At 61.2% G+C, this 24,028-nt stretch carries 21 protein-coding genes, 1 tRNA gene and 1 pseudogene; 13 read left to right on the top strand and 10 right to left on the bottom strand.

What is annotated here, in order from left to right; translation table 11 throughout:
* Positions 1–13 precede the first annotated feature (13 nt).
* From AC3A43_RS09715 to AC3A43_RS09695, 5 genes are all read left to right on the top strand, one after another.
* The gene (locus AC3A43_RS09715; RefSeq protein WP_487792340.1) at positions 14–811 is read left to right on the top strand and encodes an alpha/beta hydrolase; all 798 of its coding nucleotides are present in this window, start codon (positions 14–16) and stop codon (positions 809–811) included.
* 1,057 nt (positions 812–1,868) lie between these two features.
* On the top strand, positions 1,869–2,015 hold the full coding sequence (locus AC3A43_RS09710; RefSeq protein ID WP_487792339.1) for a hypothetical protein: 147 nt from the start codon (positions 1,869–1,871) through the stop codon (positions 2,013–2,015).
* 168 nt (positions 2,016–2,183) lie between these two features.
* Complete coding sequence (locus tag AC3A43_RS09705; RefSeq protein ID WP_487792338.1) at positions 2,184–3,083, top strand: MerR family transcriptional regulator; 900 nt, start codon at positions 2,184–2,186, stop codon at positions 3,081–3,083.
* Positions 3,083–3,262, top strand: coding sequence for a hypothetical protein (locus AC3A43_RS09700; protein WP_487792337.1), 180 nt, complete (start codon positions 3,083–3,085; stop codon positions 3,260–3,262). Before AC3A43_RS09705 ends, AC3A43_RS09700 begins: the two co-directional genes overlap by 1 nt.
* Before the next feature lie 136 nt (positions 3,263–3,398).
* Positions 3,399–3,896 (top strand): hypothetical protein, encoded by a 498-nt coding sequence (locus tag AC3A43_RS09695; protein WP_487792336.1) that lies wholly within the window; start codon positions 3,399–3,401, stop codon positions 3,894–3,896.
* A gap of 20 nt (positions 3,897–3,916) precedes the next feature.
* On the opposite strand, the gene AC3A43_RS09690 is transcribed toward AC3A43_RS09695, so the two are convergent.
* Together AC3A43_RS09690 and AC3A43_RS09685 are read right to left on the bottom strand one after the other, a co-directional pair.
* The gene (locus tag AC3A43_RS09690) at positions 3,917–4,735 is read right to left on the bottom strand and encodes an NYN domain-containing protein (protein WP_487792335.1); all 819 of its coding nucleotides are present in this window, start codon (positions 4,733–4,735) and stop codon (positions 3,917–3,919) included.
* 188 nt (positions 4,736–4,923) lie between these two features.
* Positions 4,924–5,205: a hypothetical protein gene (locus AC3A43_RS09685; RefSeq protein ID WP_487792334.1), complete on the bottom strand. Its 282-nt coding sequence runs from the start codon at positions 5,203–5,205 to the stop codon at positions 4,924–4,926.
* A 155-nt stretch (positions 5,206–5,360) separates the two neighbouring features.
* On the opposite strand from AC3A43_RS09685, the gene AC3A43_RS09680 reads away from it, so the two are divergent.
* The 4 genes from AC3A43_RS09680 to AC3A43_RS09665 are packed head-to-tail and all read left to right on the top strand — an operon-like array spanning position 5,361 to position 8,245.
* Positions 5,361–6,239 carry a hypothetical protein gene (locus AC3A43_RS09680; RefSeq protein ID WP_487792333.1) on the top strand — a complete coding sequence of 293 codons (879 nt, stop codon included), beginning with the start codon at positions 5,361–5,363 and terminating at the stop codon, positions 6,237–6,239.
* Positions 6,240–6,270: 31 nt separating this feature from the next.
* Positions 6,271–6,867, top strand: coding sequence for a hypothetical protein (locus tag AC3A43_RS09675; RefSeq protein ID WP_487792332.1), 597 nt, complete (start codon positions 6,271–6,273; stop codon positions 6,865–6,867).
* Positions 6,868–6,893: 26 nt separating this feature from the next.
* Positions 6,894–7,454 (top strand): hypothetical protein, encoded by a 561-nt coding sequence (locus AC3A43_RS09670; RefSeq protein ID WP_487792331.1) that lies wholly within the window; start codon positions 6,894–6,896, stop codon positions 7,452–7,454.
* Positions 7,451–8,245, top strand: coding sequence for a hypothetical protein (locus tag AC3A43_RS09665; protein ID WP_487792330.1), 795 nt, complete (start codon positions 7,451–7,453; stop codon positions 8,243–8,245). The genes AC3A43_RS09670 and AC3A43_RS09665 overlap by 4 nt, the downstream gene beginning before the upstream one ends.
* On the opposite strand, the gene AC3A43_RS09660 is transcribed toward AC3A43_RS09665, so the two are convergent.
* Positions 8,242–9,981 (bottom strand): response regulator receiver domain, encoded by a 1,740-nt coding sequence (locus AC3A43_RS09660; RefSeq protein WP_487792329.1) that lies wholly within the window; start codon positions 9,979–9,981, stop codon positions 8,242–8,244. The genes AC3A43_RS09665 and AC3A43_RS09660 overlap by 4 nt on opposite strands.
* Positions 9,971–12,898: an ATP-binding protein gene (locus tag AC3A43_RS09655; protein ID WP_487792328.1), complete on the bottom strand. Its 2,928-nt coding sequence runs from the start codon at positions 12,896–12,898 to the stop codon at positions 9,971–9,973. Before AC3A43_RS09655 ends, AC3A43_RS09660 begins: the two co-directional genes overlap by 11 nt.
* A 34-nt stretch (positions 12,899–12,932) precedes the next feature.
* On the opposite strand from AC3A43_RS09655, the gene AC3A43_RS09650 reads away from it, so the two are divergent.
* Positions 12,933–13,358 (top strand): very short patch repair endonuclease, encoded by a 426-nt coding sequence (locus tag AC3A43_RS09650; protein WP_487792327.1) that lies wholly within the window; start codon positions 12,933–12,935, stop codon positions 13,356–13,358.
* On the opposite strand, the gene AC3A43_RS09645 is transcribed toward AC3A43_RS09650, so the two are convergent.
* From AC3A43_RS09645 to AC3A43_RS09630, 4 genes and pseudogenes are all read right to left on the bottom strand, one after another.
* Entirely contained in the window at positions 13,316–14,563 is a 1,248-nt protein-coding gene (locus AC3A43_RS09645) for a DNA cytosine methyltransferase (protein WP_487792326.1), read from the bottom strand. The two genes, AC3A43_RS09650 and AC3A43_RS09645, sit on opposite strands and share 43 nt — an antisense overlap.
* A 551-nt stretch (positions 14,564–15,114) precedes the next feature.
* Positions 15,115–15,678: pseudogene (locus AC3A43_RS09640) on the bottom strand (ParB/RepB/Spo0J family partition protein); the annotation flags it as partial.
* Positions 15,679–15,826: 148 nt separating this feature from the next.
* The gene (locus AC3A43_RS09635; RefSeq protein WP_487792325.1) at positions 15,827–17,146 is read right to left on the bottom strand and encodes a HEPN-associated N-terminal domain-containing protein; all 1,320 of its coding nucleotides are present in this window, start codon (positions 17,144–17,146) and stop codon (positions 15,827–15,829) included.
* A gap of 509 nt (positions 17,147–17,655) precedes the next feature.
* Positions 17,656–17,730 (bottom strand) — tRNA-Gly (locus AC3A43_RS09630).
* A 203-nt stretch (positions 17,731–17,933) separates the two neighbouring features.
* Here AC3A43_RS09630 and AC3A43_RS09625 point away from each other — a divergent pair.
* A complete protein-coding gene (locus AC3A43_RS09625) occupies positions 17,934–18,845 on the top strand; it encodes a tetratricopeptide repeat protein (protein WP_487792324.1) in 912 nt (303 codons plus the stop codon).
* Entirely contained in the window at positions 18,845–19,495 is a 651-nt protein-coding gene (locus tag AC3A43_RS09620) for an LON peptidase substrate-binding domain-containing protein (protein ID WP_487792323.1), read from the top strand. Before AC3A43_RS09625 ends, AC3A43_RS09620 begins: the two co-directional genes overlap by 1 nt.
* An 8-nt stretch (positions 19,496–19,503) precedes the next feature.
* Here the strand turns inward: AC3A43_RS09620 and AC3A43_RS09615 are convergent, their stop codons facing one another.
* Positions 19,504–20,205: a sigma factor gene (locus AC3A43_RS09615; protein ID WP_487792322.1), complete on the bottom strand. Its 702-nt coding sequence runs from the start codon at positions 20,203–20,205 to the stop codon at positions 19,504–19,506.
* A 97-nt stretch (positions 20,206–20,302) separates the two neighbouring features.
* Positions 20,303–21,544 carry an FAD-dependent monooxygenase gene (locus AC3A43_RS09610; RefSeq protein WP_487792321.1) on the bottom strand — a complete coding sequence of 414 codons (1,242 nt, stop codon included), beginning with the start codon at positions 21,542–21,544 and terminating at the stop codon, positions 20,303–20,305.
* 124 nt (positions 21,545–21,668) lie between these two features.
* On the opposite strand from AC3A43_RS09610, the gene AC3A43_RS09605 reads away from it, so the two are divergent.
* Entirely contained in the window at positions 21,669–23,981 is a 2,313-nt protein-coding gene (locus AC3A43_RS09605; RefSeq protein ID WP_487792320.1) for an FtsK/SpoIIIE family DNA translocase, read from the top strand.
* The last annotated feature ends 47 nt before the right edge of the window (positions 23,982–24,028 follow it).

Raw genomic sequence — 24,028 nt, 5'->3', positions numbered from 1 at the left:
GCCAAAGGATGACATGATGGATTATGCCTTCTCCGACCCCGGCCTTGAGCTTGCCGGTATGCTCGCCGCCGGTCTTGGCGCTTCGACGCCTTTGGCGATGCGACCGCAGGATGAAGCACTTCTTACCGATCTCGACACATTCTGGTTCGGCCCAGATAACAGCCGCATCGGCTGGTCGATCGGTGCGGGGCCACTTGTGCTGCTGGTCCATGGCTATTCAGGGCGCGGGGTTCAGATGGCACCGCTCGCCCACACCCTCGCAAAACGGGGATTTCGCGCCGTCTTCTTCGATGCCGGCGGCCATGGCGCGTCGCGCGCAGAGAAGATCGGCTTCTTCACCTTCATTGAAGACACGCGCGTGGCCGCTGAGTATCTGGGTGAAGACCTGCACGCAATGATCGGCCATTCGGCTGGCGGTCTCGCGATGATGCGCGCGCGCGACATCCACGGCGTCCGAGCGAAGAAATATGCGGTGATCGCGGCCCCCTTCTACCCTTATGTTCCGCTCGAAACGATGCGCAAAAACGGAGCGACCGATGATGCTTTGGGGCATATCAAGGCGATCCTCGCGGACCAGTTCCGCACGAGCTGGTCGCACCTCGCCAGCGGGGGCGCCTACGAGCCCGAGCACGGGACGCCGTTGCTCGCCATTTACGACCGCGACGATGAACGCGTCCGTCACACCGACTTTGGCCGACTGCTTGCGCATTGGCCGGGTGCTGTCGGCGTTAAGACCAGCGGCTACGGGCACAATAAGATTGTGCGCGCGCCTGAAGCGCTCGATGCGATCAGCAAATTCGTTGTCGACTGACCGCCTGCTTCACCGCCCGCATTCGCTGGCGATACCCAGCAACGGTTCGGCGGCGATTTTGCAGAGTGAAGGTACAAGACACGGCTGACCGCGCCACCTTTTCAATATGACCGAACAAAATCCCAAGCCTCTTCCGATAATTGAGAGCGCCTGTCGGCGAGGTCACTTCCCAACGTCATGGCCATGTTCGCCCCAGCGGACTTTGCCCACGCGACTGTCGCGGCGTCATAAATCCATCTTCAGGGTCATTAGGGAGCGCCGAGTGTCATTAAACTCGAACGACGCGTTGGGAGCACTTGTCGCGATCCAAACTATGTCGGTACGCAAGATGGCCGATGGCGGCCAGGCCGCTTTTGGGCACCGATCTGAAGAAGCAGACGTTCGCGGCAAAAACTTTCGCATCGCCAGGTCATGCGCGCCGCCAGACCTGTGATTTGCAGATCAGCTCCCCCCTCGCGCGCCGTCTCGGCCAGCGCATATTCCCGTTCGACGATGGGCCGGCAACCTCGGCGCGCACGGTGGCATCCGGCCATGCACGCCGCAATCAGGACGATCCGACCGCGCCGTCGATATTGAACATCGTCGATCCGGTTCATGTTCGCACCTCGACAGGATCAGCGAGCGCCGCAAGCCAATCTCAGGCGGACAGACTTGACCGTTCATCGCGGCCTCTCAGGACAGACCTGTCCGGCGGCAGCGTGATAGGGCCTGCCTCTTACGATACACGAAGCGGAAAATCGGGCCGCAATGCCGTGGATTGGCGGTGGGGCAATCGGGTAAGAGGCCCGACAGCAGCCGATCGCGGCGCAGGGTATGGGAGAGATGGCGCACATGGCCGAAGGAACTTGGAAGAACGGGCCGATCGCCGAAACCGATTCAAGAGCGCGATCGCAAGACGCTAGGCACGGCACCAAAGTCGCCATGTCATTAGACGCGATTCCGTCGATAGCGTCCGCTGGCGGACGGGATCCCGCCCCGAAAATTCGGCTATCTGACGCCGGTAATGCGCGCGTCGGTGACAGATGACACTGCGCCCGGATTGTTTCAGGAGCCGCCCATGACCGAACTGCTGCTGATTATGGGATGCCTCGCCATCCGCGAACTGGTGCGCTCGCTGCCCGCCATCATCTGGTCGGTGCGATGCAAGCCCGACAGCGCGCAGTACAAGCTGCCCTCGCCTCCGACGTGGCGACGACGGGTCTGAGCGCGATATGGCCAAAGGGATCCCACGCGCCGCAGCAGGCCGCCGCACAATTTGCCCGATGGCTTGACCACCCATCTTACCACCCGCCCCCCCTCCCCCCCGACCGACAAAGGATCGATGGTCCTTTACAAAGGACCTATGAACCTGTATCGACGTTCCAGAGGCCCCATGCAATATCCCCAGATCGACTTCACTCGCCAACAGATCGCCGAGCGCATCGGCGCCAGCGACGACGTGATGAGCTTCTGGCTCAAAAGCGGGCTTCTGGTCCCGTCGCGCGGCGGTACCGGCAAAGGCCGCCATCGCAAGTTCGACATCTTCCAGGTCAACATCGCTGCGGTGCTGTTCGAGATGCGACGCTTCGGCGTCAACATCGCCGTTCTTCGCGAGATGGCCGCCCTTCTGCAACGCGGTACCGAGCTTGCGCTTGGAGCGGAGTGCAACTTCCTCGGCCTGTACGACGCGCTCACCGTGCATTCCGATCTCCAGCACTACCGCGCCGGGCGAGACGTCGAGGTGCGAACGCAGAGCTGGGACGAGCGCTTCGGCACGCGCGACGCGGTCAAAAAGCCGGACCGGATCGCGACGTCGGAACAGGACATCCTCGATGCGGCAGTCTTCGACGTCCACAATTTTCATGATGAAGCCTTAAATATCACGGCGTTTGCCGCGCGTCTTGAGGAGGAGGACCGCCTCCCGCTCCAGTTGTTCATCGACCTCAACCAGAGCGCATATCGATATGTATACGACGGGCGTATCGGCACTTGGGGCAGTCGGGAATGGGTCGTGATCCCGCTCGAGAACGGCGGTCTCCACTTTGCTTTCGTATTGGGCCAAGATGCCATCCTAGGCAGCAATGAGGACAGGATCCGAAGCGGGCTCTTCCTCGCGCCCGAGGCGATCTTCGCCAATGTCTGGGGCGAAAGTCTCCAGCCCATTCTCATTCACGAACTGCCGCCGTCCGACGTGCAGATCGCGCACCGGAAACGCCTGGCGCGCGTTCGTGAGCTGCAGGCCGAAGGCCATAGCGCGGCCGCCATCAGGCGCATCATCGAGGAGTCCGAGTGATGGATCCCGCTGCCCAGATCATCCTCGCTATCGGCGCCACCCTCCTCCTCGCCATGATGGGCAGTACCGCGGTGATCTGGTCGCTCCGGTGCGACCCGAAGCGCGCCCACTATCGGCTCCCGACCCTTCTTGCCCTCGCGCTGCCTGCCGCCTCAATCATCCTTACAAAGGTAGGATGACGCCGAAAGCATCGGCAGCGGCGCTGGCGGCAGCCAGCGAAATACAATCGAGATGAGAGAGGTAATTTCAGTGACTACGAAATGCATCGACCAAGATTTTCTATGCCAAGCGCCAGAATATGAAGAGTTTGACCGAGTGGCTGGCGCAGAACTGCATGCGCCGATGTCCGCTGCGGAGATAATCAACGAGAGCCTGTTCTGCACCGAACTGCCGATAGATCCCGATCTCATAATGGGCGATGTGGATTACAAGATGTACCTGAAGGGCATCAAGGGGCAATTCGGCCTGTATCACCTGTGGATCGACCATGATGAGTGCGACGATCACCGCACAAACACCATGCTTTGCGTCTATGTTGGCAAAGGCTTGGCGGACAAAAGGATTCCCATCCACATCAAGGAAAAATGGCCCGACGGAATCCGGATGTACGCGACCTTCACGAAGATCGAGAACCGCCTGTCGAAATATTACGAGCAACTCTTCTTGGACACCTATGATTTCCATCTGAACTCATATGAGAACGAAGGAGACAAGCAGTTGTTCGCCGTGTGGGACGAAGAGGTCCATGCCATCGGAACGCATCTCAACGAAGTTTCCGCGCTGAGCAAAATCCAGAGTTTCGACGATTTCTAGCCGACTATTCTTACGTGCTTTCAGTCCTTTCGCGCTCCAGCCGGTTCCGCCGAACGCTCCTTGTTCCGCTTGTCGGCGATCCAAATGTGCCCGCCCTCGGCCTTGTATAGTTCGAACAAGCCGGTCGCCTCGAACAGCGCCGAGAAATTGCGTACGCCATAGTTGCGGTGATCGATCGGACCCGACCGTTTCGCCGCGCTGCCGGCGGCGGCGAGCAGCGCCCATCCATCGTCGCGCGCCGCCGCGGCCACAGCACCGCGAAGCTGGGTCACCAGCTTCGTATCCTGCGCCAGCGGCGCCCTCGCCTCTTCCTTTCCGGCCGCTTCCTCGGCGGGCGCAGCCTTCGCGGCCGCCTTGGGAGCCGGGCCGGCAAGATCGCCCAGACTGTCCAGATAGAGGAAGGTGGTGCACGCAGCCGCGAAGGGCGCCGGCGTCTTCCGCTCGCCAAAGCCGAACACATCATGCCCGTTGCCGCGCAGCTGCATCACGAGCGGCGTGAAGTCGGCATCGCTCGACACCAAAGCGAAGGCGTCGAGGTCCTGCGTGTAGAGCAATTCCATCGCATCGATCACGAGCGCAATGTCGGTCGCATTCTTGCCCGCGGAATAGTTGAACTGCTGGATCGGCCGGATCGCAAGTTCGTGCAGCCGGTCTTTCCACGGCTTGAGGCCTGGGCTCGTCCAGTCGCCATAGGCCCGGCGAATGTTCGCGGTGCCATATTTCGAGAGTTCGGCCACGATCGCGCCCATCTTTGCGTGCGATACATTGTCGGCATCGATCAGCAGGGCGATGCGCCGGTCGGAGCCGCGAGGCCGTTCGTCGCCAGTCGCGTCGCTCATGACAAGGCTCCACCAAGGCGAGTCAAGCGGCGATGAAGACGGCCCGGTTGAGCCGTCAGGTTGAGGTTCGTTCTCATCGCCCCGGCTTTATCAAGACCGGAGCATAGATGCATTTCGATTGTCGACCGCGACCGACAAAGCCCGCCCCTCTCAAGCTTGTTCTCAACACCCGGCGGCGCGCTCGCCCGTCAGTCCTTGGTTGCCCACTCCGGCGGATCGATCCGGCGCCAAGTCTTGTAGGTACCAGGAACGGATATTTTGCCGTTCGGGTCGATCAGTGCCCCCGTGTCGAGATTGTAGATTTCCGCGAAGACCTTCGGATTGCCGAAATAGGGCGGGGGCCCCTTGAGCTCACCGACCAAGACCACCTTGGCGCAGGTGTTGCCCCACGTCGTCCGCTTGATCCAGAAGCCTGTTTCGTTCCCATTGCGGACAAACATCTCGAAGACATTTTGTGACGAGAAGTCCATTTCCTGTCCTTCAAAGCGTTGGATGCGATGGTATCGCTGGCTAACCGCTTATAGTCGAATCCGCTAAGTATCGATGCCGGATAGCATGCCGAAGCGAGCATTACTCGGGAACTGGAAGAAGCGGCCGAAACAGGATTTCAGGAGGGGGGCACTAAGTGGCGATCGAATTGCGGGAACGCCTGTCGGAATTTTCCTATGGCTACGGCGTTACGCGGGAGACCGAAAACCTGCTGCGGCAAATCGGAATCAGGCCCGTCCCATTCCTTCCGAGCCTGCTTCACGAGGCTGACCTCGGCTTCGATGTGGCATTCGACCGCCCCGGCGCGCCGTTGCTGCTTCAGTTCAAGCTCGGGCAGTCCTTGACCCGCTTTGTCCGGTCCGATCTGACCGTCCCGGCGCCGCCGCTGGACCGGCCCTTCTGGCGATTTTCGATCAACACCGCCGAGCCCGACGGTCAGTTCGAAACGCTGCTGAAAGCCGAGACGGACGGCGCGGAGGTCTATTATACCGCTCCGCGCTTCGCCGATTGGCCCCACTACGCCCAGCTGTTTGATCGCGAAGAAATCCTGGAACGGTCGCTTATTATCCGGCCAGCCGACATCCGCAGCGCACTTGATCGAAAAGCGGCAGCCGATGGACCGCACCGCATTGTCTATGATTGTTACCGCGTCCATGTCTGCTCGAAGCCGGTTCAGATACCCGAGGTCGAGCCTGAAGACGCCGTCCGCAAGATTGCGCTCGAGATTAGAGAGAGGCGTCAGCCTGCCGCGGCTGTTCTAAAAGCACTGTTTGACGGTTTCGACGACCGCTCGTCGATCCGGCAGGACAACCCTCTTTCCGAGGTTGAAAAATTTGCTCAAACGTCTGACGACGTCGGGCTGCGAGCCACCAGCAATTATATCCGCGCGCAGCGGCGGCGGCGTTATCGCGCGCTCAGAGAAAGAGCAAAATCGCCCGAACACGCCTTGGCTGCAGCCGTTGGGGTCGAGCTTTGGGCGATGGGGATCCAGATGATACTGGCGGTCGAACCATGATCGCGACGGCCGAAACGGAAGGACGTTGAATATGGCGGTATTAGGCGCTCAGGAATGGCAAGAGCATGCAACGCTCGTCGGACACGTCACCTTGTCATGGAACCGTACCGTTCACCAGCTTTTGCGTATTTTCGGGCACCTCACCGGGATCGAGTCCCCGCTGGCCGAAGCCATATTCTTCAGTCCGCGGTCCGACAGCGCGCAGCGACGCCTCATCAGGGATGTTGCCAAAGCGGTCGAACTTAACGACGACAGCCTGAAGGATCTGGAGAAGATTTTCAGAAAGCTGGACAAGGCGTCGACCGGCCGAAATCTTGCCGCTCACATGATATTTGGCATTACGATGTTCGACCCGGAAACCGGAGCTTGGGGGGCGAAGGTCGTGCCGGCACTCCCGATCACGCAGGACCCGCGGCTTGCTGCCGACTTCGCGGAGCAGTTCCGAATGGTCGACGAGCAATTGTCGAGCATCTACCAGGATCTGGAGGATTGGCTGCTGCACGCACCGATCCCCGATCGGCCGTGGGGCATGCCACCCTATCCGAAATATGCCTCTGCGAAGCTGCAGGCCCTGCTTGAGGGTGAAGGCGAGACAGAGCACGCACAGCGCGATGAACACACAAAATAATATCTCGCGTTCTGGGAGTCGGCACCATGTGGAACAGCGTAGAAGTTGAGATCGTAAGGGACGTCGCGCTTGGCGCGATAGGCCCGTTCGAAAACGCAGATGCGCAAGACGGCATTCTGCTGAATCATGCATATATCGACATGCGAGGATATTCGCTCGCCGAAGCTGAAGCCATAGTTCGCGAAGAATCCGAACTCTTGCGCGACCTTGAGGGGGCGGGAGAAAACGATGACAAGGTAGATGCGCTTTTGGACGGTCTGATAGAAGATTGCAGTGAGCTTAGCGGGTTTGATATCGGCACGGCGGGCGCCATCTACGCTCTTTCCGCAGCTGGGGCCACTCCGATAACGAGTTGCAACGGCGGGCTGCTTGGTGGGCAGTCCCATGCGTCGGACGTGCCGCACGTCCTATTTTCCATCGAGCCGGCAAAGTTTTCGCCGATATTGAGAGCTGCCGAGATCTCCGACACGGGCCTCCTGAATAACGACGGTCACATAGAGATTTTTGCTACGACCATCCCGCACCTTCACTCGTTCGCGGTCGCTCTAGTCAAGGTGATCGCAGACCAAGGCCTTTCGAAAACGTGACCGAAAAACGCACACTCACCAGCCTCTTGTTGGTCGAAGAAAGACTGCTCGAAGCCGACTATTTTTCGCGCACCTTAAGGCGGGCCTTGCCGCACGAGCTACCCTATTTGCTCAATGCGTTTCTCAGCGCGGCACGCGCAGTCACCTTCATGCTACAGAAAGAGATGTCCGATGTGCCCGGATTCAAAGAGTGGTACGAGCTGCAGCAAGTTGCATTGGGCGCCGACCAGGCGGCTCGCTTCTTCCTTTTGCAGCGCAACTACTCTCAGAAGGAAGGGCGTGTAAGGACCGCCGGATATCGAGGCACCGCTAGGCGAAGTGGTTGGTCGTACCGATTTGTCGACGGCAAATACAAAGTCCCCGAGGAGCTTATCGGTCGCGACTTGGCGGAATGCAGCTCCGAACACGTCGCAAAGATTGCAAATCTGATTCTAGAATTCGCGGAGAGTTTTCCGTACCACTCATGTCCGCACCGCGCTCTCACGCCGCCCGGTGTCGAAGCTCTAAATTTGAACTTGCGAGACGTCTTCCTCTCGACCGGAATGCCTAGGGAGGTTTTTGACGCAGCTCCGAAAGACCCGGAGGTAATGCTGGGCGGGATGCGGACCCTTGTGGATGCGGTCGATTTCGGTGCGATAAAGAAGCTTACGAAACCAAGAAAGCGGCGCATGCCCAATTCGGTTGACGGCCCGCTACGTCGCGCGTTGATGCTCGCAGACGGCAGCCAAGGTTCGCGAGAAGCCGTCATCGCGGCTGCTATTCTCATGGATCGAGATCGGGGCGAGCCTTAGGGATCGACGAAATCTACACCCACGCGCGAGAGATGCTGGCCGGTAACCATCAAAAAGCGAGTGGCAAAGCTGCCGCGTAATTGGGACACCACCGAAAGCTTCCACGGCTTTGGCTTGGATTTCGCCAGAGGAAGGTGGTTGGCAAACCACCCGCGGATCGTTGGCGGAGCTCCCTCTTCCCCCGGAGTAACGCGCGATCCGTCGGGCAGGAGAAGCATCGACAGGTTGGGTTGCCTGGTTTTTGCATTCAAAGCGCGCAGGATCACAGGGCCGCGGTCCGTCACGATCACTACCTTATCGCCCTGCGTGAAGGCATCGCCTTCCTTCTCCACCGTAAGCTGCATAATCTGGAGGCCGACCAATCCCGGCTCGCGTGGAACTAGATCACACGCCGGCGACATGCTTAGCCAGTAATCGCCGCGAGAGTCGCGAAGCACGCTCCCGGTCGTAATGTGCGAGCCCCGAAAGGTATCCGAAACCATGAACGCGTTCACCGAGGGCAAAACCTTGCGCGCCCAGTTCACTTTCCGGTCGGCGGGAACATGTGCAAATTCGCGAGCGCGCGTGTGCCGAACGCCCTCGCCCTCGGCCACCGCCGCCGCGGGGAGGCTAAGGCGACCATGGAGCATGGCAGACGCCGTTTCCGTGATGCGCTCTTGGGTTGCGAGGCGCCGGCGGATGAGATCGACGAACCGGTCGATCAGAGTATGGGCGGAGCCTTTGATATCGTCCGGGGAATGTTCGGCCGCCGCCGTCTCTTCGGTTTCAAGCAAGTACATGCCGAGCCCGAGACATAAATTGTCGTCGAGCCACGATTCGTGATCGACGATAGCTTCGAGTTCGAGGGCGTTCTGAACCTCCGACAGGATTAACCTATAAACGTTCGGTCGCCATGCTCGAAGCGCGTGGCCGAGCCGTCGCCACACAAACTCGCCCTCGTCTTCTCCCTCTCCCGCCGTTCCCTTGCCGACGATAGCGACGAAACAGCTCCCGCATCGGATCCAGAGGCAAGCCTCGTCAGCAACATCCGCCTCGATATCAAGTATCGGACCCTCGGCGGGATAATCTCCATGCAGCTTGGCGATCCAAGCACGAGGGATATGATCCGCCAACGCTTTGAGGTTGGCCAAATCGATCTCGGCTTCTTCTAGAGACTTCCGCAGGCCGACAATCCACGGCGTCTTCCCAGCGATGAGGTAGTCGATCAAACCGTCATGATCGATTTCAGAATAATCTTCCTGAGAAAGTAGGTCGCGCGCCTCGTCGAGCACTTCTTCGGACGGCTTCAGCTGGGCGGCAGGCGGTATAACTCCGCGCATCGCTGCAGCCGCCGCAAGTGCTACCCCCTTCAATGGGTCCGACGTGTATAGAACGACTAGATTAAAGTGGGGCGACACAGCCAAGTGGCGCAGGATTTTTAACGCCGATTCAGGGCCATGACCTAGTTGATAATCGAGAACGACGAGATCGCTTTTCCGAACCTTGTCGAGTGAGACAAACTCCGTTTCCTTTTGGGCGCGCCAATTGACGATATCGCACAACAAGCCGCGGGCGTGCAGCGAACGGTAGAGGCTTCGCGCCCGATCGAGATCCTTGTAATCCTTATCGTTCGCGGCCTGCATCTGCAGATAATTGGGAAATTGATCATCGATCAGCATCGCCGTGCGAATTGCATCGTCACGAAAACTACGCTCGATCGCGTCGGCATAGCTAGCGGCGTAGACTTCAGCGGTCATTGCCGAGACCTCGCAACTCAATCACAAAGTTCGCACCGGGAAGAATATGCGGATCCTCGTCTTCTGCGTAACGAATTGCGTGGCGTCCCGCCTCAAGATTTACGCGACAGAGATACAATCCGACGCCCCTTCCGGAAGTCCGCTTCGTATAGAATAGCTCGAAGAGCCTCCACACGTCGTCTTTATCGACGCCAGGCCCGCTATCTCCAACGACAATTTTCCCGTCGATGTAGTCAAAACGGATTGTTTTTTCCGGTGAGTTTGCGACCCAGTAGAGGGCATTGTTCGTCAAGTTGATAAACACCGGGTATATTCTGGACCGCAACTCGGTGAACTTGATCGCCTTGAAACGGTCGGTCGCGTCGAACGCCACGCCGTTATCCTCGAAAAGATTACCGAAAAAGTCCCGGACATACTCATACACTGACTGCCCGGAGATCGTCTCGCGTATACGGGCACCCGCCAGTTGAAGAGGAGCAAGGAACCGGAGCTTTTCGGTCAATGCGCGATGCGCATCTAGCGCTCTACGGAACGAAGGGGCCGAACGCGCTTCTGCCGGCAGTTTTTCCAAACTCCGAGAGACCTCGCTGTCGAGATCTTCCAGTTCGTGACCGATGATTTCGACGGTAATCCCAAGCTGAGCGACGGCGTTGAGGTCGCGCACCTTCCGGTCAAGGTCTTCGCGGTCATCGTCGACCATTGCCAGCGCCGTCTGCGCATCGAGGCCGTCGATAATCGCGGACATGTTTTGTACGACGGATCTGTAACGGTCGGTAAACTCTTCTTCGAGCTCAGCCCGGGTTCCGTCCAGTAAAGCGAGGAGATCCGCGAGATCGGTGTCCTTGCCCAACCCTTTCATCAGCGGCGCCGTTGCGCGATCGTATCGCTCACGGTCATCCGCGATCGTTGACGTCCAGTTTCCGGTCAGACCTTTGATCCCCTCCCGGATCTGGAAGTGATAGTCGTCCAGCATCTCTTCGAGAGCTTTTCTGTGGTGCATTTGAGCTGCGGTCGCAACTTCGCGAACAGACGACTTCCCAGCCTCGGCTTCAAGCGCCCGGAGCACATCCTCCGACACGGCGAGCAGTTCTCCCGCCTCGTCGAGGTCGTCCCGGAACCCACGATATTTCAGCTCAAGATCGCCCAGAACGTTTGGAACCTCGGCGGGCGACAACGCGACGAATTCCGCGCGGGCCCTCTCGACGTCGCCTCTCAACAGCGAGAGCGCATCTCGATCAAGAGACGCGTCTTTAGATAGTCGAGCCCCGATCGCCTCCACATTACTGGTTAACGCAGGCATGCGTTCAACGGCGTCATTCAAGTAAGCCCGGAAGGCGGCTCGTCTCCGCTTACGTGCCTGATCCGCCGCCTTGTGACCCTTCTGGTTGCGCTTTCGTGTCTCCGCAATCTTCTCGGCGCGGTCAGGCGAGTCCGTGCCGAAGTATTCCAGTGCGAGCCGCAATAGCAGGCTCTGAACCAACAATCTGAGCTGACGGCTCGCCTGGTTCTCGACCAGACCCTCACGACCAGCCTTGTCACGCAGTTCCGGATTGCCGTCGCGCGTGAACGCGAGACGTCCAAAACTGCGCCGATGAGCCCAAAAGTAACGACCGGCGTGCTTTTGGCGCTGCTCCTCCAAGCCAAAAAAGTCGGCGTCGGTCGAACCGTACGGCATTACGCGAAGACCGTCCCGATACACGCGGACGCCGCCATATCGCGTTGCCTGCTCGAGCAAATCTCGGTGTCGTTTCGCAACATGCGTTGAACTGGTCTGCACTTGCTCGAACGTCCCGATCGCGAAATCAAAAGGACCCGGCCGGGCTGCTGCGGGTATCGGCCTCGTGGGAGCGATCTCCCGCTCTCCCAGATCAATCCCGAATGCCTTGACCTTCCCCCGGAACACGCCCTTCTCGTCGAACCGGCCCTCGACCGAATGCTCGAGATCGCGAAAGTCCGAAATATCAAATACATCCGTTGAAGAGAGCGCGCGGCGAGATCCCGCACCGCGGTACAGAAGAACTTCGTAGTCAAATTCCACTGGGTCGTCGGTCAGCGAGTCCGTAAAGCCCGTCAAAATATCCAGCAGGCGCTGTTTTGCCGCTTCCGCTTCGTCGTCCTGATGCGACGCATGGAGCCAGACTGACAGCTCGTGGTGCGCCCCGAGGAGGAACAAAGCGGTGCCGTGCTCTTCCAATCCGGCGTAGACCAACCACTCATTCAGATGGCGCTGCTGGACAGGCAGCTCTTTCCAAAAATCGATAATCCGCGTCGGGTCGGTTGTGGGAACCGGGTTGGAATCGGGGTCCCGGTTCCAAGCCGGCTTGAGGTCCCACGCTCCATCCTTGCCTTGCGCGCCGACGTTTTTCAACAACGCGGATGCCATTTCCGGCAACCCGGCCAAAATGTCGGATCGCGCCTGAAATTTCCGCACCGGGAGCGTTATTTCGTCGATCGACAAGAACGGATTCTCGAATAGCCGCCAATCGACGAGAACTGCGGCGAACTCGCCGGCCTCCTGCAGAGAGACGACGAGGGCAGCGGGAGCGAGAAACGCAGTCGAGAGACGGCCGATGCCTTTTTCGCCCTGCCGCGCACGTGGTTTGCCTTTGTAGAACGGCGGAGGGGGCGGAGGCGGGCCTTCAATCTTCGACTCGGTTCCGATAACAAGCCAGCGATCGACAAAATCCGAAGCAGTCATGCCGACTCCGGTGTCGAAAATCGCCGCCACAATCGGATCGCCGTCGAAGATATTCAGGGACACGGAAGATGAATAGGCGTCCCAAGCATTTTTCCACAGCTCGCTGACGGCCGTCGGCGCATCGGCAATCTGTCCTCGGCCCAGATGGTCAACGGTACGGGCGCGCGTTTTGAAACTGACATCGAGCTGCCCGGCGTCAGCATTTTTCTTCTCAGTCATGGCGGCAGCCTTGCGATGAGCCTATATTCCGGTCGTGGCGGACACCCTTACCCCAGATCAGCGATCGAAACTGATGTCGCGCGTGCGATCGAAGCATACGGCTCCCGAGCTGGCTGTTCGATCCGCTCTCCACCACGCGGGCCACAGATTTCGCCTTCATCGACGAGACCTTCCTGGTAACCCCGACATCGTTCTGCCGCGTCATCGCACCTCCGTATTCGTTCACGGGTGCTTTTGGCATGGCCATAGTTGCAGACGCGGCAAATTGCCGGCGTCGAACACGGAGTTCTGGTCGAGAAAGGTCGCGGCTAATATTGCGCGTGACAACCGTTCGCATGACGCTCTCATTGCAGCGGGTTGGTCCCCGTTGACGATCTGGGAGTGCGACTTGGCGCAAGGCATCCAAGACCTGCTCGGTCACCTCGCCTCCTCGGCAACGGTCAAAGAGCCGACGAGATAATCCGAAAAATACTTGGCGAGCCGTGGCGGCACCGCGTTCCCGATCATCCGAGCGACTGGGTCGATGGAGTGCTTCGGATAAAAAATATAGTCCCGCGGAAACGACTGGAGGATGGCAGCCTCGCGGAGAGAGATGCCCCTTAGCTGCTTTGTATCATAGTGACCGAACCGTCCGTTCGAAATGCTATGGCACTTCGTCGTGATCGTAGGAGACGGCCGATCCGGGCTCATCCGCGTATATACGTCGGTGAAGCACCGGACTTTGAGCTTTGCGTTCACCTTGCGATGGCAAGCGAGCGACAGATCCCCATGCTCCGTATTCTCCATGTAGGAATTCGGTTTCCCGGGCAGCGCTGCGGCTATTCGCTTCAAGTTCAGTTCCGAAAGTGTACGCGTCTTGTGGTTCGGGATTGTCGGGTGCTGAGCACCGGCCAACATGGCGGGCAAGCTTCCAATCGCCTGTCGCACGGTCACAGTCTGGGCGTCGGGGTCTCTTTCAGGAACAATGAGCTCGCCGTCTTCCGACAGGAATTCTTCCCTGATCAGTTCCTTCCGGACGGCAACGAGAATCGAACGACGTCGGAACTGAGGAACCCCGAAATTCGAGGTGCAGACCACTCGCGACCCGGCAACATATCCCAATGACTCCAGCTTCTCCTTAAACTCGTTCCAAACCCCGCCGTATTTCGGATCGCGTATTCCGCGCACATTCTCCGACAGGACCATCTCGGGACGGAAGCGGGCAACGAACTTTGCCGCCTCCTGCAGAAGATTGCTGTCACGTTCCCGACCTGCCTTGCGATCGTCCGAAAGCTCTTTCTTGGACAGCTTGGTAAATGGCTGACACGGAGCACAGATCGCGAAAAGCAATGGCACGCCGGGCGCATGGCGCCGTCGGTCCGTTATAAGGTCCTGCAATTCCGTCTCGAGCTGCTGTTGCTCGCCATCAGCATATTCTTCGGTCGCAGGGAAAATGTCGCGATTGAGAAACTTTACCTTCTTTCCGTCAAGCGTTCGGTTGGCATTATTCTCGACGTAGGTCTCCTCACACCGCCCATCTTTGTCGATGCCTGCGATGACGTAACCGCCGGAATCGATCAGGCCACGGGTCGTCCCGCCGGCGCCGCAGAAGAAATCCACGGCCAAAAATGTTGGCGAAATGGCGGCGACGTCCTCTTGGCGCTCAGGCATATCGGCACCGTTCATCGGGGAGCTCTCTTGGCGGCACTTGCGACCCTTTTTATCTTTTCGACTTCCGCGGAATTGAAAACACGCCACCCATTTCGGTCGCGCTTTGAGGCATCCGCGATACGCCCGCTCTTGATCCATCGAAGCAACGTCGGCTTCGAAATCCCGGCGGCGTTGGCCACCTCAGCGGCATGAAAAAGTTGAATAGCCATCTGCGCCCCTCCGACGGGGTGAGTATAGTCAACCTGAGTCAAGGTCAATTGTGCCGCCTAAAAGATTTTTACGGCGCAGATGGGAGAGAAGCCTATTGTTGGCATCGGATCAACCTGGACTTCAACAATCGAATAAATGGCGAACTTCAGGCAAATGATCGCCCGATTGCCAAAACATATCGGTCAGTAACAGCCGCATTTTCGAAGTGGAGCGCCCTTGAGGCCCTACCGATATGGATCATTCTCCCGGAGGTGTCTTGCCCCGCCCCGCTTCCAGGCTATGCTGTAGGGGCACCGGGCCGAAGGCGCGCAGTGCCGGGGCGTGAGAACTCTGCTTGAGCTTTGATCCAGATTCTAGACGGTGAACGCCATCAGCTGGTCGAGCGTCATCGCCCCGTCCGCATAAAGGTCGTGGAGCTTCGTCGAGACGCTCGCGAGCTTCAGGCGCTGGCGCACGGCGGCGGGCGTGGTGTGAAAGCGGGCGGCGATTCTTCCTCGCCGGCGCCCTTGTCGACCGTCGCCTTCATGGCGCGGAATTCATCGAGCGGATGAAGCGCCTCGCGCTGGCTGTTCTCGGCGGGGCCGTCTTCCTCGGCGAGAACATCGTTGACGGCCGAACGGACGACGCAGGGAATAAGCGCATCCTTCGCAAGCTTGCCCTGCCTCACCAGCAGTTCGAGCGCCCGAAAGCGGCGGCCCCCGGCCAGGATTTCGAACCGGCCGGTTTTCCTGGCCCGTTTCATCGAGGATGGGCCGGACGTTGAGGCTCTGAAGCAGGGTCCTGCGGGCGATATCGCCCGCAAGGGTATCGATCGAAACGCCTGCCTTCACGCGCCGGACATTGGCTTGGGAAAGCTCCAGCCGGTCGAACGGAATATCGCGCGACGGGCTGAGGATGAGGTTGGTTTTGGCCTTGGCCATGGCGGCTTCTCCAGGGCGGACCGCCGCGAGACTCTCTCCCGGCTCTCAATCCGCCACGGAACGCCCTGCCCTCCTCTCGCTCTCGCGGCGCCGGTGCGGCACCGCGCGCCGGCAGCACCGGCGCCCGGGCATCAGCCGAACAAGGCGCTCAGACCCGCCTCCAGGACGTCACAATCTTATGTCTGGCGTTGACCCCGTAGCGGCGAACGAGCCGCGGGTGGAACTGAAGGCTGTCGCCGCCCCAATGCATGCCCTTGATGTCGTACCGATCGAAGAAGAGCGCTACGTTCCGCCCGTCGGGATTGCGCGTGCTCGGATAGATGATGCCATCGAGGCGCTCACCATTGGGGAGCTCGAACACCCGCCGGAAATATTCGGTGACGATCTGGGCGGGGACATAATCGATATGCTCGCGTCCGTCGCGCGCCGACACTTTCGCAACATCGTCGCGCAGCGCTGCCAAAAACAACCGAAGTCCGCGCGCCGTCGCCGAAACATTCTCGAATATGCTGCGGAACGGGATCGTATCGACGCGCGTCAGGTCGAGAACATGGAGGTCCCTCAGCGGCGAGAATACGCCCATCGAAACCCGACCGTTGCTCCCGAGAGCTTCCGCCATCGGAGTGTCGGGATCGAGCGCGCCGTAAAAGACGGACACGCCGGCGGCGTTCATGCGGCCGGCGGGCGGGCCGCCATCGCTTTCGGGCGGCGGTCCCAGATCGGCTGCCGTGCGATACCAGTCGTCGCCCTTGTCGACCTTCCTTGCCCGGTACACCCGCGTCCCGGCCTTCAACGTTACGAGGAGACCTTCCGAATGCGCCGCGCCGCCGACGAGATCGAGCATCGCGGCGGCGGGCACATAATTATCATCCGGCGAATCCATAATTCCGCGCGGCCGCTCGTCGTCCCTGAGGAACATGAACCGCGACCGGTGCTTCACATAGCGGCTGAAACTCTCCCAGCTCACCTCGAGACGCCGGGATGGGGAAAGGACGGCTTGATCGGCCCTGCACCAGACGCGGTCGGTGGTGACGCAGTTCACCAGAGCCTCGATCACCTCATACTCGGCATGGACATAGTCCTGGATGAGGTCGTCGGCGTCATAGGTCTGCCCTGCCCAGCCATTTTCGCTCTCATTGTCGATAAGCAGCGTGTTCTCGGGGATATCATAGTCCTGCAGGAGACAGCCCATGATGAAGGCGGCGATTTCCTCGACGGGCGCGGTCTTGTCGGAACGAAAGCGCGTGTTGCAGAAATCGCAGCGCTTCGATGCTGCGAAGAACTGGATCGCTTGCCGGATGCCGGGATCGGTGAGGCATTTTTCGCAGACATGCCGCGGGTCTCGGCCGTCGATCGTCGAAAGCCCATTCGATTGCATGATGTCTATGAAGTCGAGGCTGCTGAGGCCATCATCGATCACAAACGGCTCTGGCGGTTCGGCCGGTGCGAGGAACTTCAGATTTGCCATGAAGAGCTGCTTTCAAGTGCTGGTGAGGCGGTCGAGGCCTGCCGCGAATATCGTGAGCATCTCTGCAATTCCAACCGCGCCGGCCCGCTTTTTTGGCTGGCAATCTATGCCCCGGACAGCCGGCACGCCCTGCGATTCCGATCTGCAAGGCCGATCGATGCAAAAGCGCTCTAGTGGGAACCGGCAGCTTTGCCCTGATCAAAGTCATGATTTAAATGTCCGCTTCCAAGCCCTCAGGAATCGCTGCCGAATGGCGAGGTTGAGGCGCAAAGCGGTCGTGCCCGAAAACCGCCGGAGATGACCGCTGGCCCCGTGCTAGCCAGCCAGCGCAACCATAAAACTTAGTGGCGAAGGTTCTAGGGATGCCGGATTCGAACCTTCGACCCGAACCTTCGGCCCTCGCCAGAATTTGGAGACAAATTTTGCGGGTTTCTGGAGACAATCGGGAAAAAACGCTCGGCTTCATAGCACAGTAGCGTAGGTTTGGCCTCTGCATCGCAGAGACGCGCTGGAGCGGGCGAAGGGATTCGAACCCTCGACCCCAACCTTGGCAAGGTTGTGCTCTACCCCTGAGCTACGCCCGCTCTGGCGGCTGGAAACCGGTCGGTTCCAGCGGGTGAGGCGGGCGATTAGCACCGGCTTTTTGACTCGGCAAGCCCTGTTTGCGTTTTTTGCTGAAGGGTTGGCATATCGCCCGCAAATCCCACATAAGTGAAGAAGAGACTCTCTATCCGCCCACGCGGAAGCGGCATTGCCCGCTCAAACCGATATAAGGAGCATCCATACCGTGGCCACGCTCGGTCTGAACCCCACCGAAAAAGAAGCCGTCGAAGCTTTCCGCCGCGACGTCGTCGAGCCGTCGATGACCAGTCTCGTCATCCTCGATTTCTGGGCCGAATGGTGCGGACCGTGCAAACAGCTCGGCCCCACGCTCGAGAAGGTTGCCGCCGATTACGCCGACAAGGGCGTCGTGCTGGTCAAGGTCGACGTCGATGCGAATCGCTTTATCGCCGGCCAGTTCCAGGTGCAGTCGATCCCGACCGTCTATGCGATCTTTCAGGGCCAGCCGGTCGCCAACCTGACCAACGCGCGCACCGAAAGCCAGCTGAAGACGATTCTCGACCAGTTGCTGGCCCAGCTGCCGATCGAGAGCGAGGCGACCGCGCGTGCGGTCGAGATCGCGCCGCTGATCGAAATGGGCGAAAGCGTTCTGGCCGAAGGCGACGGGCCGCGCGCCGCAAGCGTCTTTGCGCAGATCCTCGACATGGCGCCCGACAATGCCACGGCGCATGGGGGGCTGATCCGCGCGCTCGTCTTTGCGGGCGATATCGAAGGCGCACAGGCCGCGCTCGATATGGTGCCGGCCGAGATCGGCGAAGATCCCGCGATCGCGCAGGCGAAAAGCGCGCTTGCGCTGGCGGCCGACGCCCCCGACGCGGGCGAACTCGCCGCGTTCGAAACCGCGGTGGCCGCGAACCCCGATGACCATCAGGCACGTTTCGACTTGGCAAGTGCCCAGATCGGCACGGGCCAGCGCGATGCCGCTGTCGACAATCTGCTCCACATCGTCGCCGCCGACCGCGAGTGGAACGAAGACGCCGCGCGCGCCAAATTGCTATCGCTGTTCGAAGCTGTCGGCCTTGAGGATGCCTGGGTCGCGGCGCAGCGCCGCCGCCTGTCATTGATCCTGTTCGGTTGATGGGGGACACTGCGCCCTTGACGATCCAGCGGATTGCGATCTTTCCGCTGACCGGCGCGGTGCTGTTCCCCGGACTGCACCTGCCGCTGCATATCTTCGAGCCGCGCTATTCGGCGATGGTGCAGGAGGTGCTGGCGCGCGATCGGCAGATCGGGATGATCCAGCCGCGCCAGCTTCCGGGCGAAGAGGATCGCGAGCCCCCGGCGCTCTACGACATCGGCTGTGTCGGGCGCATCATTGATGTCGAGGCACTCGACGAAGGCCGCTTCAATCTCGTTCTTGAGGGCGTCGCCCGCTTTCGCGTCCGCCGCGAACTCGACGTCACGACACCGTTCCGGCAGGTCGAGGCCGAGATCGAGATGGAAGCCGAGGATAAGGCGGTGCTGGCGAGCATCGAACGCGCCAGCCTCGAGCGCGAGGCCAAGCGCTTTGCGGCACGGCAGGGCTATGTCGTCGATTGGGATTCGGTCGGCCAGCTCGACGATGCGACTTTGGTCAACGGCATCGCGCAGGTCGCGCCGTTCGATGCCGCCGCGAAACAAGCGCTGCTCGAGGCAACGCCGATCGATGCGCGCGCCGAACTTGTCGTCCAGCTGATGCAGTTTTTCGGCCGCTTCGACGGCGACGACGGCCGCGTCACCCTGCAATAGGCCTTCGGTCAGTTCGGCTTTCTGAGCCCGGCGTGACGGACCATGTCGGCGAGCGCGCGGCGCAGGATATGACGGTCGCTCTCGCGTAGCCGCTCGGCCGCTTCGGTCACCATCAGCTGATGCCGGACAAGCGCCTGTTCGGCGGCGACCCGCGCTTCGATCCGATCGCTTTCGGTCCGGCAGGACATCGACAATCCGGCGCGGCGGCGCGCCGCCCAATCGCCGACCAAACGGTCGGCAAGCCGGGTGGCAAGGCTATCGGCCGCGCCCTGCTCGGTCGCCATTTCGGCAGCGGGATCGACCAGCCAATTCTCCACCCCGTCTTCGCTCAGCGCGTCGAGCGACAGCGTCGCGGTGACATGCCGACGCCCCGCGCAGCGCTGGTCGCCATGGAGGCGGTGACGCAGCGCCTGCAACTCGGCGCGAAATTGCCAGTTCACATAGGTGGTGAAGCGCGCGCGCGACGGATCATAGCGTTCGGCGGCGCGGTGGAGCGCGATGGCGCATACCTGCTCCGCGTCTTCAGCCACGTCGGTCAACCCATAAGTACGCGTGAAATAGCGGACGCGCGGCGCCGCCAGCATAGCGAGCCGCGCGAAGTTGCGATCGGCCAAAGCCCGCGCCCGCGCACCCGGCGCCGCGTCGAGCGCCGTCCGCGCCTGAATATAGTCTGTTACCGCCGCTTCGAGCGCATCGCTTTTTGCCGACATGGTCCTGTCCCCCATCGCCTCGCGGCATGTTTGCCGCACCGATAGGGATAGGTGGCCATGATTAGCGGCGGACTGCCGCGCGCTTAGGTAGTAATACCTAGATTTCGGCGCCCGCAAGCAGGCGCGGCAGGTCGCCCGCCTCGCCCCGCGCCTCGTCCATGAAGAAGCGTTTGAGCATCGGCATGCGCTGCACCGCGCCGAGCCCGGTGCGGCGCACCGCAGCAGCAGTGCGACCGGGGATGCCGAACAGCCGCGTCAGGCCATCGGTCGCCAGGCTGACCATCATATTGTCGAGCCCGCGCCAGCGCTGATAGCGCGCGAGCAGCGCGGCGTCGCCAAGGTCGAGCCCGAGCCGGGCGCCCTCGACCAGCACTTCGGTCAGCGCCGCGACATCGCGCAGGCCGAGGTTAAGCCCCTGCCCCGCGATCGGGTGGATGCCGTGCGCCGCGTCGCCGACGAGCGCGATACGGTCGGCGACGATCGAGGCGCTGTGATGAAAGCCGAGCGGATAGGTCATCCGCGGCGCGACCAGCTCCATCGCGCCGAGCACGCCGCCCGCACGCTTCTGCAATTCGGCAACAAAGCCGCGCTCGCCGAGCTTGGCAAAACCCGGTCCGTCCTTTTCGGCGACCGTCCAGACGAACGCCGAGCGGTGGCGCCCCTGTTCGTCATCGACGAGCGGCAACAGCGCGAACGGTCCCGACGGATAAAAGATTTCGTGCGCGACATTGCCGTGCGGTTTTTCATGCACGACCGCACCGATCATCGCGTGATGATGGTAAGACCAATTTGCGATACTGAAGCCCGCGGCGTCGCGCGTCGGCGAGCGGCGCCCTTCGGCGACGATCAGCAGCGGCGCCGCAAGCCGCGTGCCATCGGCGAGCGTCAGCGTCACGCCATGCGCGTCGATATCGCGCGACACGACCACCGCCGGCATCCGCAGCCGGACCAGCGGTGCATCGGCAAGCCCCGCCGCAAGCGCGAGGCGAAGCTGGCGATTTTCGATCATCGTACCGAGCGGCGGATCGCCCTCGCCAGTGACGAAGTCGAGATCGCCGCCGCGGCCATTTTCGGGCGCCCCGTCACCCACCTGAATCGCGCGGATCGGGCACCCGTGGCCGGCAAGGCGATCGGCGATGCCCAGCACCTCGAACATCTGCCATGTCGCACTCGCGATCGCCGATGCCCGGCCATCGAAGCCCGGTGCGATCGTCGTCACCGGGTCGGCGGGATCGACGATCTGGACCGACAGGCCATGGTGGGCGAGGGCCAAAGCCAGCGCCTGGCCGACAAGGCCGCCACCCGAAATCAGGACATCGCTGCGGTGCGTTTCGCTCATGGCTTCGCCCTAGCGTGCGGCAGGGCGGTTGGAAAGGCTGTGGGCGACCGCGGCGGCCCGCTTGACGCCGAGTCCGCCCCATGCGCATATCGCCGTGGTTAACTGACAGGGACCGGACAAGAGCATGGCTAGCCGCAAGGCCGCACCCGTAAAGGCCGATTGGCGCACCGTTTTCCGCCAAAGCATCGCGCGATCGCTGGTGATCGCGGCGGCGGTGGCGCTCGGGCTTTTCACCCTGTTTCTGACCCTCGCGCTGGTCACTTACGACAGCACCGACGCAGCGCTCAACACCGCCGCGCATGGCACCGCCGCGAACTGGATGGGCAGCGCGGGTGCATGGTTCGCCGACCTCGGCCTGTCGATCGGCGGCGTGGCCGTCGGATTGTTGCTGCCGCTGCTCGGCATCATCGCGTGGCGGCTGTGGACCGGCGAGCCGCAGCCCTATTGGCCGCGACAGCTGGCTTATTGCTTCATCGGCATCCTGCTCGTTGGCCTCGGCGCCGAACTCTGGTCGCCTGCGACCAATGCCCCGATGCCCGCGGGTTGGGGCGGGATCATCGCGCTGCTGCTCGGCGGTGCGATCGCGCCCCTGTTTGCACAGGCGGGCGAGCCCGCCGCCGCGCTGATCCGCTTTGCGACCATATTGCTGCTCGTCGGACTCGGCCTGTGGCTCGCTTGGCGCGCGCTCCGGCTGGAGAAGGGCTGGGCGTCGCGCTTCAGGCTGCCGGCGGCCGAGAGCAACCGTGTCGTCGAACCTGTCAGGGTGGCGACCGACGGAGCACGGGCGCCGACCCTGATCGAGCCCGTCGTCCGGCCGCGCGCAATCGCCGAACCGAGCGACCGCGCGCCGCCCGAGATCGCCGATCCCGCGCAGCGTACCGTTCCGTCGAAACCCAAAGCCAAGCCGCAGACCGAGCTGTTCACCAATTATCAGCTGCCGTCGATCGATCTGCTCGCGCCGCCGCCGCCCGGACCGACCGGGCAGATCGATAAAGCGGGGCTGGAGCGTAACGCACGTCTGCTCGAATCGGTGCTCGAGGATTTCCAAGTGAAGGGCGTCGTGACGGCAGTCCGCCCCGGCCCTGTCGTCACCATGTACGAACTCGAGCCTGCCCCCGGCACCAAGGCGAGCCGTGTATCGAACCTTGCCGACGATATCGCGCGTAACATGTCGGCGCTGTCGGCGCGCATCGCGCCGATCCCCGGCCGTACCGTGATCGGCATCGAACTGCCCAATGCGAACCGCGAGTCGGTGGTGCTCCATGAAATCATCGGCAGCGCACTGTTCCAGGACCAGACCGGCGCGCTGCCGATCATCCTCGGCAAGAATATCAGCGGCGATCCGATGATCGCCGATCTCGCCCCCATGCCGCACCTGCTGATCGCCGGGACCACGGGCTCGGGTAAGTCGGTCGGCCTCAATGCGATGATCCTGTCGCTTCTCTATCGTCTTGGCCCCGACCAGGTGAAGATGATCATGATCGATCCCAAGATGCTGGAACTCAGCGTCTATGACGATATCCCGCACCTGCTCGCCCCCGTGGTCACCGAGCCCAAGAAGGCGATCCGCGCCTTGAAATGGGCGGTCGAGCAGATGGAGGATCGCTACCGCATGATGTCGTCGCTGTCGGTGCGCAACCTCGCGAGCTATAATGACAAGGTCCGCGGTGCGCTCGCCAAGGGCAAGTCGCTCGGGCGCCGCGTCCAGACCGGATACGACCCCGAAACGGGCCAGCCGATTTATGAGGAAGAGGCGCTCGACTATGCGCCGCTGCCGCAGATCGTCATCGTCGTCGACGAGCTTGCCGATCTGATGATGACTGCCGGCAAGGAAGTCGAATTCCTGATCCAGCGCCTTGCGCAGAAAGCGCGCGCCGCGGGTATCCACTTGATACTTGCGACACAGCGCCCGTCGGTCGACGTCATCACGGGCGTGATCAAGGCGAACCTGCCAACGCGCATCAGCTTTAATGTGACGTCGAAAATCGACAGCCGCACCATTTTGGGCGAAGCGGGCGCCGAGCAATTGCTGGGCAAGGGCGACATGCTGTACGTCCCCGGCGGCAAGCAGATCACGCGTATCCACGGCCCGTTCGTGTCCGACGACGAGGTGCGCGCGGTCGCCGACCATTGGAAAGGCCAGGGCCGCCCCGACTATATCGAAAGCGTCACCGAGGATCCCGAAGACGGCGGTTTTGCGATGGAGGGTGCCCCGGCAGGCGGCGACAGCGCCGAAGACCGCATGTACGCGAAGGCGTGCCAGATCGTCGTCGAAAGCCAGAAGGCGTCGACCAGCTGGCTGCAGCGGCAACTGCGCATCGGTTACAATAGCGCTGCGCGCCTGATCGAGCGGATGGAGGAAGAAGGGCTAGTCAGCCCGCCCAACCATGTCGGCCGCCGCGACGTGCTCACCGATCAATATGGCCAGCAAAGGTGAGGAACCTTTACCGGTGCCGCGACTTGAACAGCGTCTAACGGCAGGGT

Source organism: Sphingopyxis sp. Soil_C_28 (assembly GCF_057657055.1).
The sequence above is the reverse complement of the archived record's forward strand: the minus strand, read 5'-3'. Positions and strand labels throughout refer to the sequence as shown.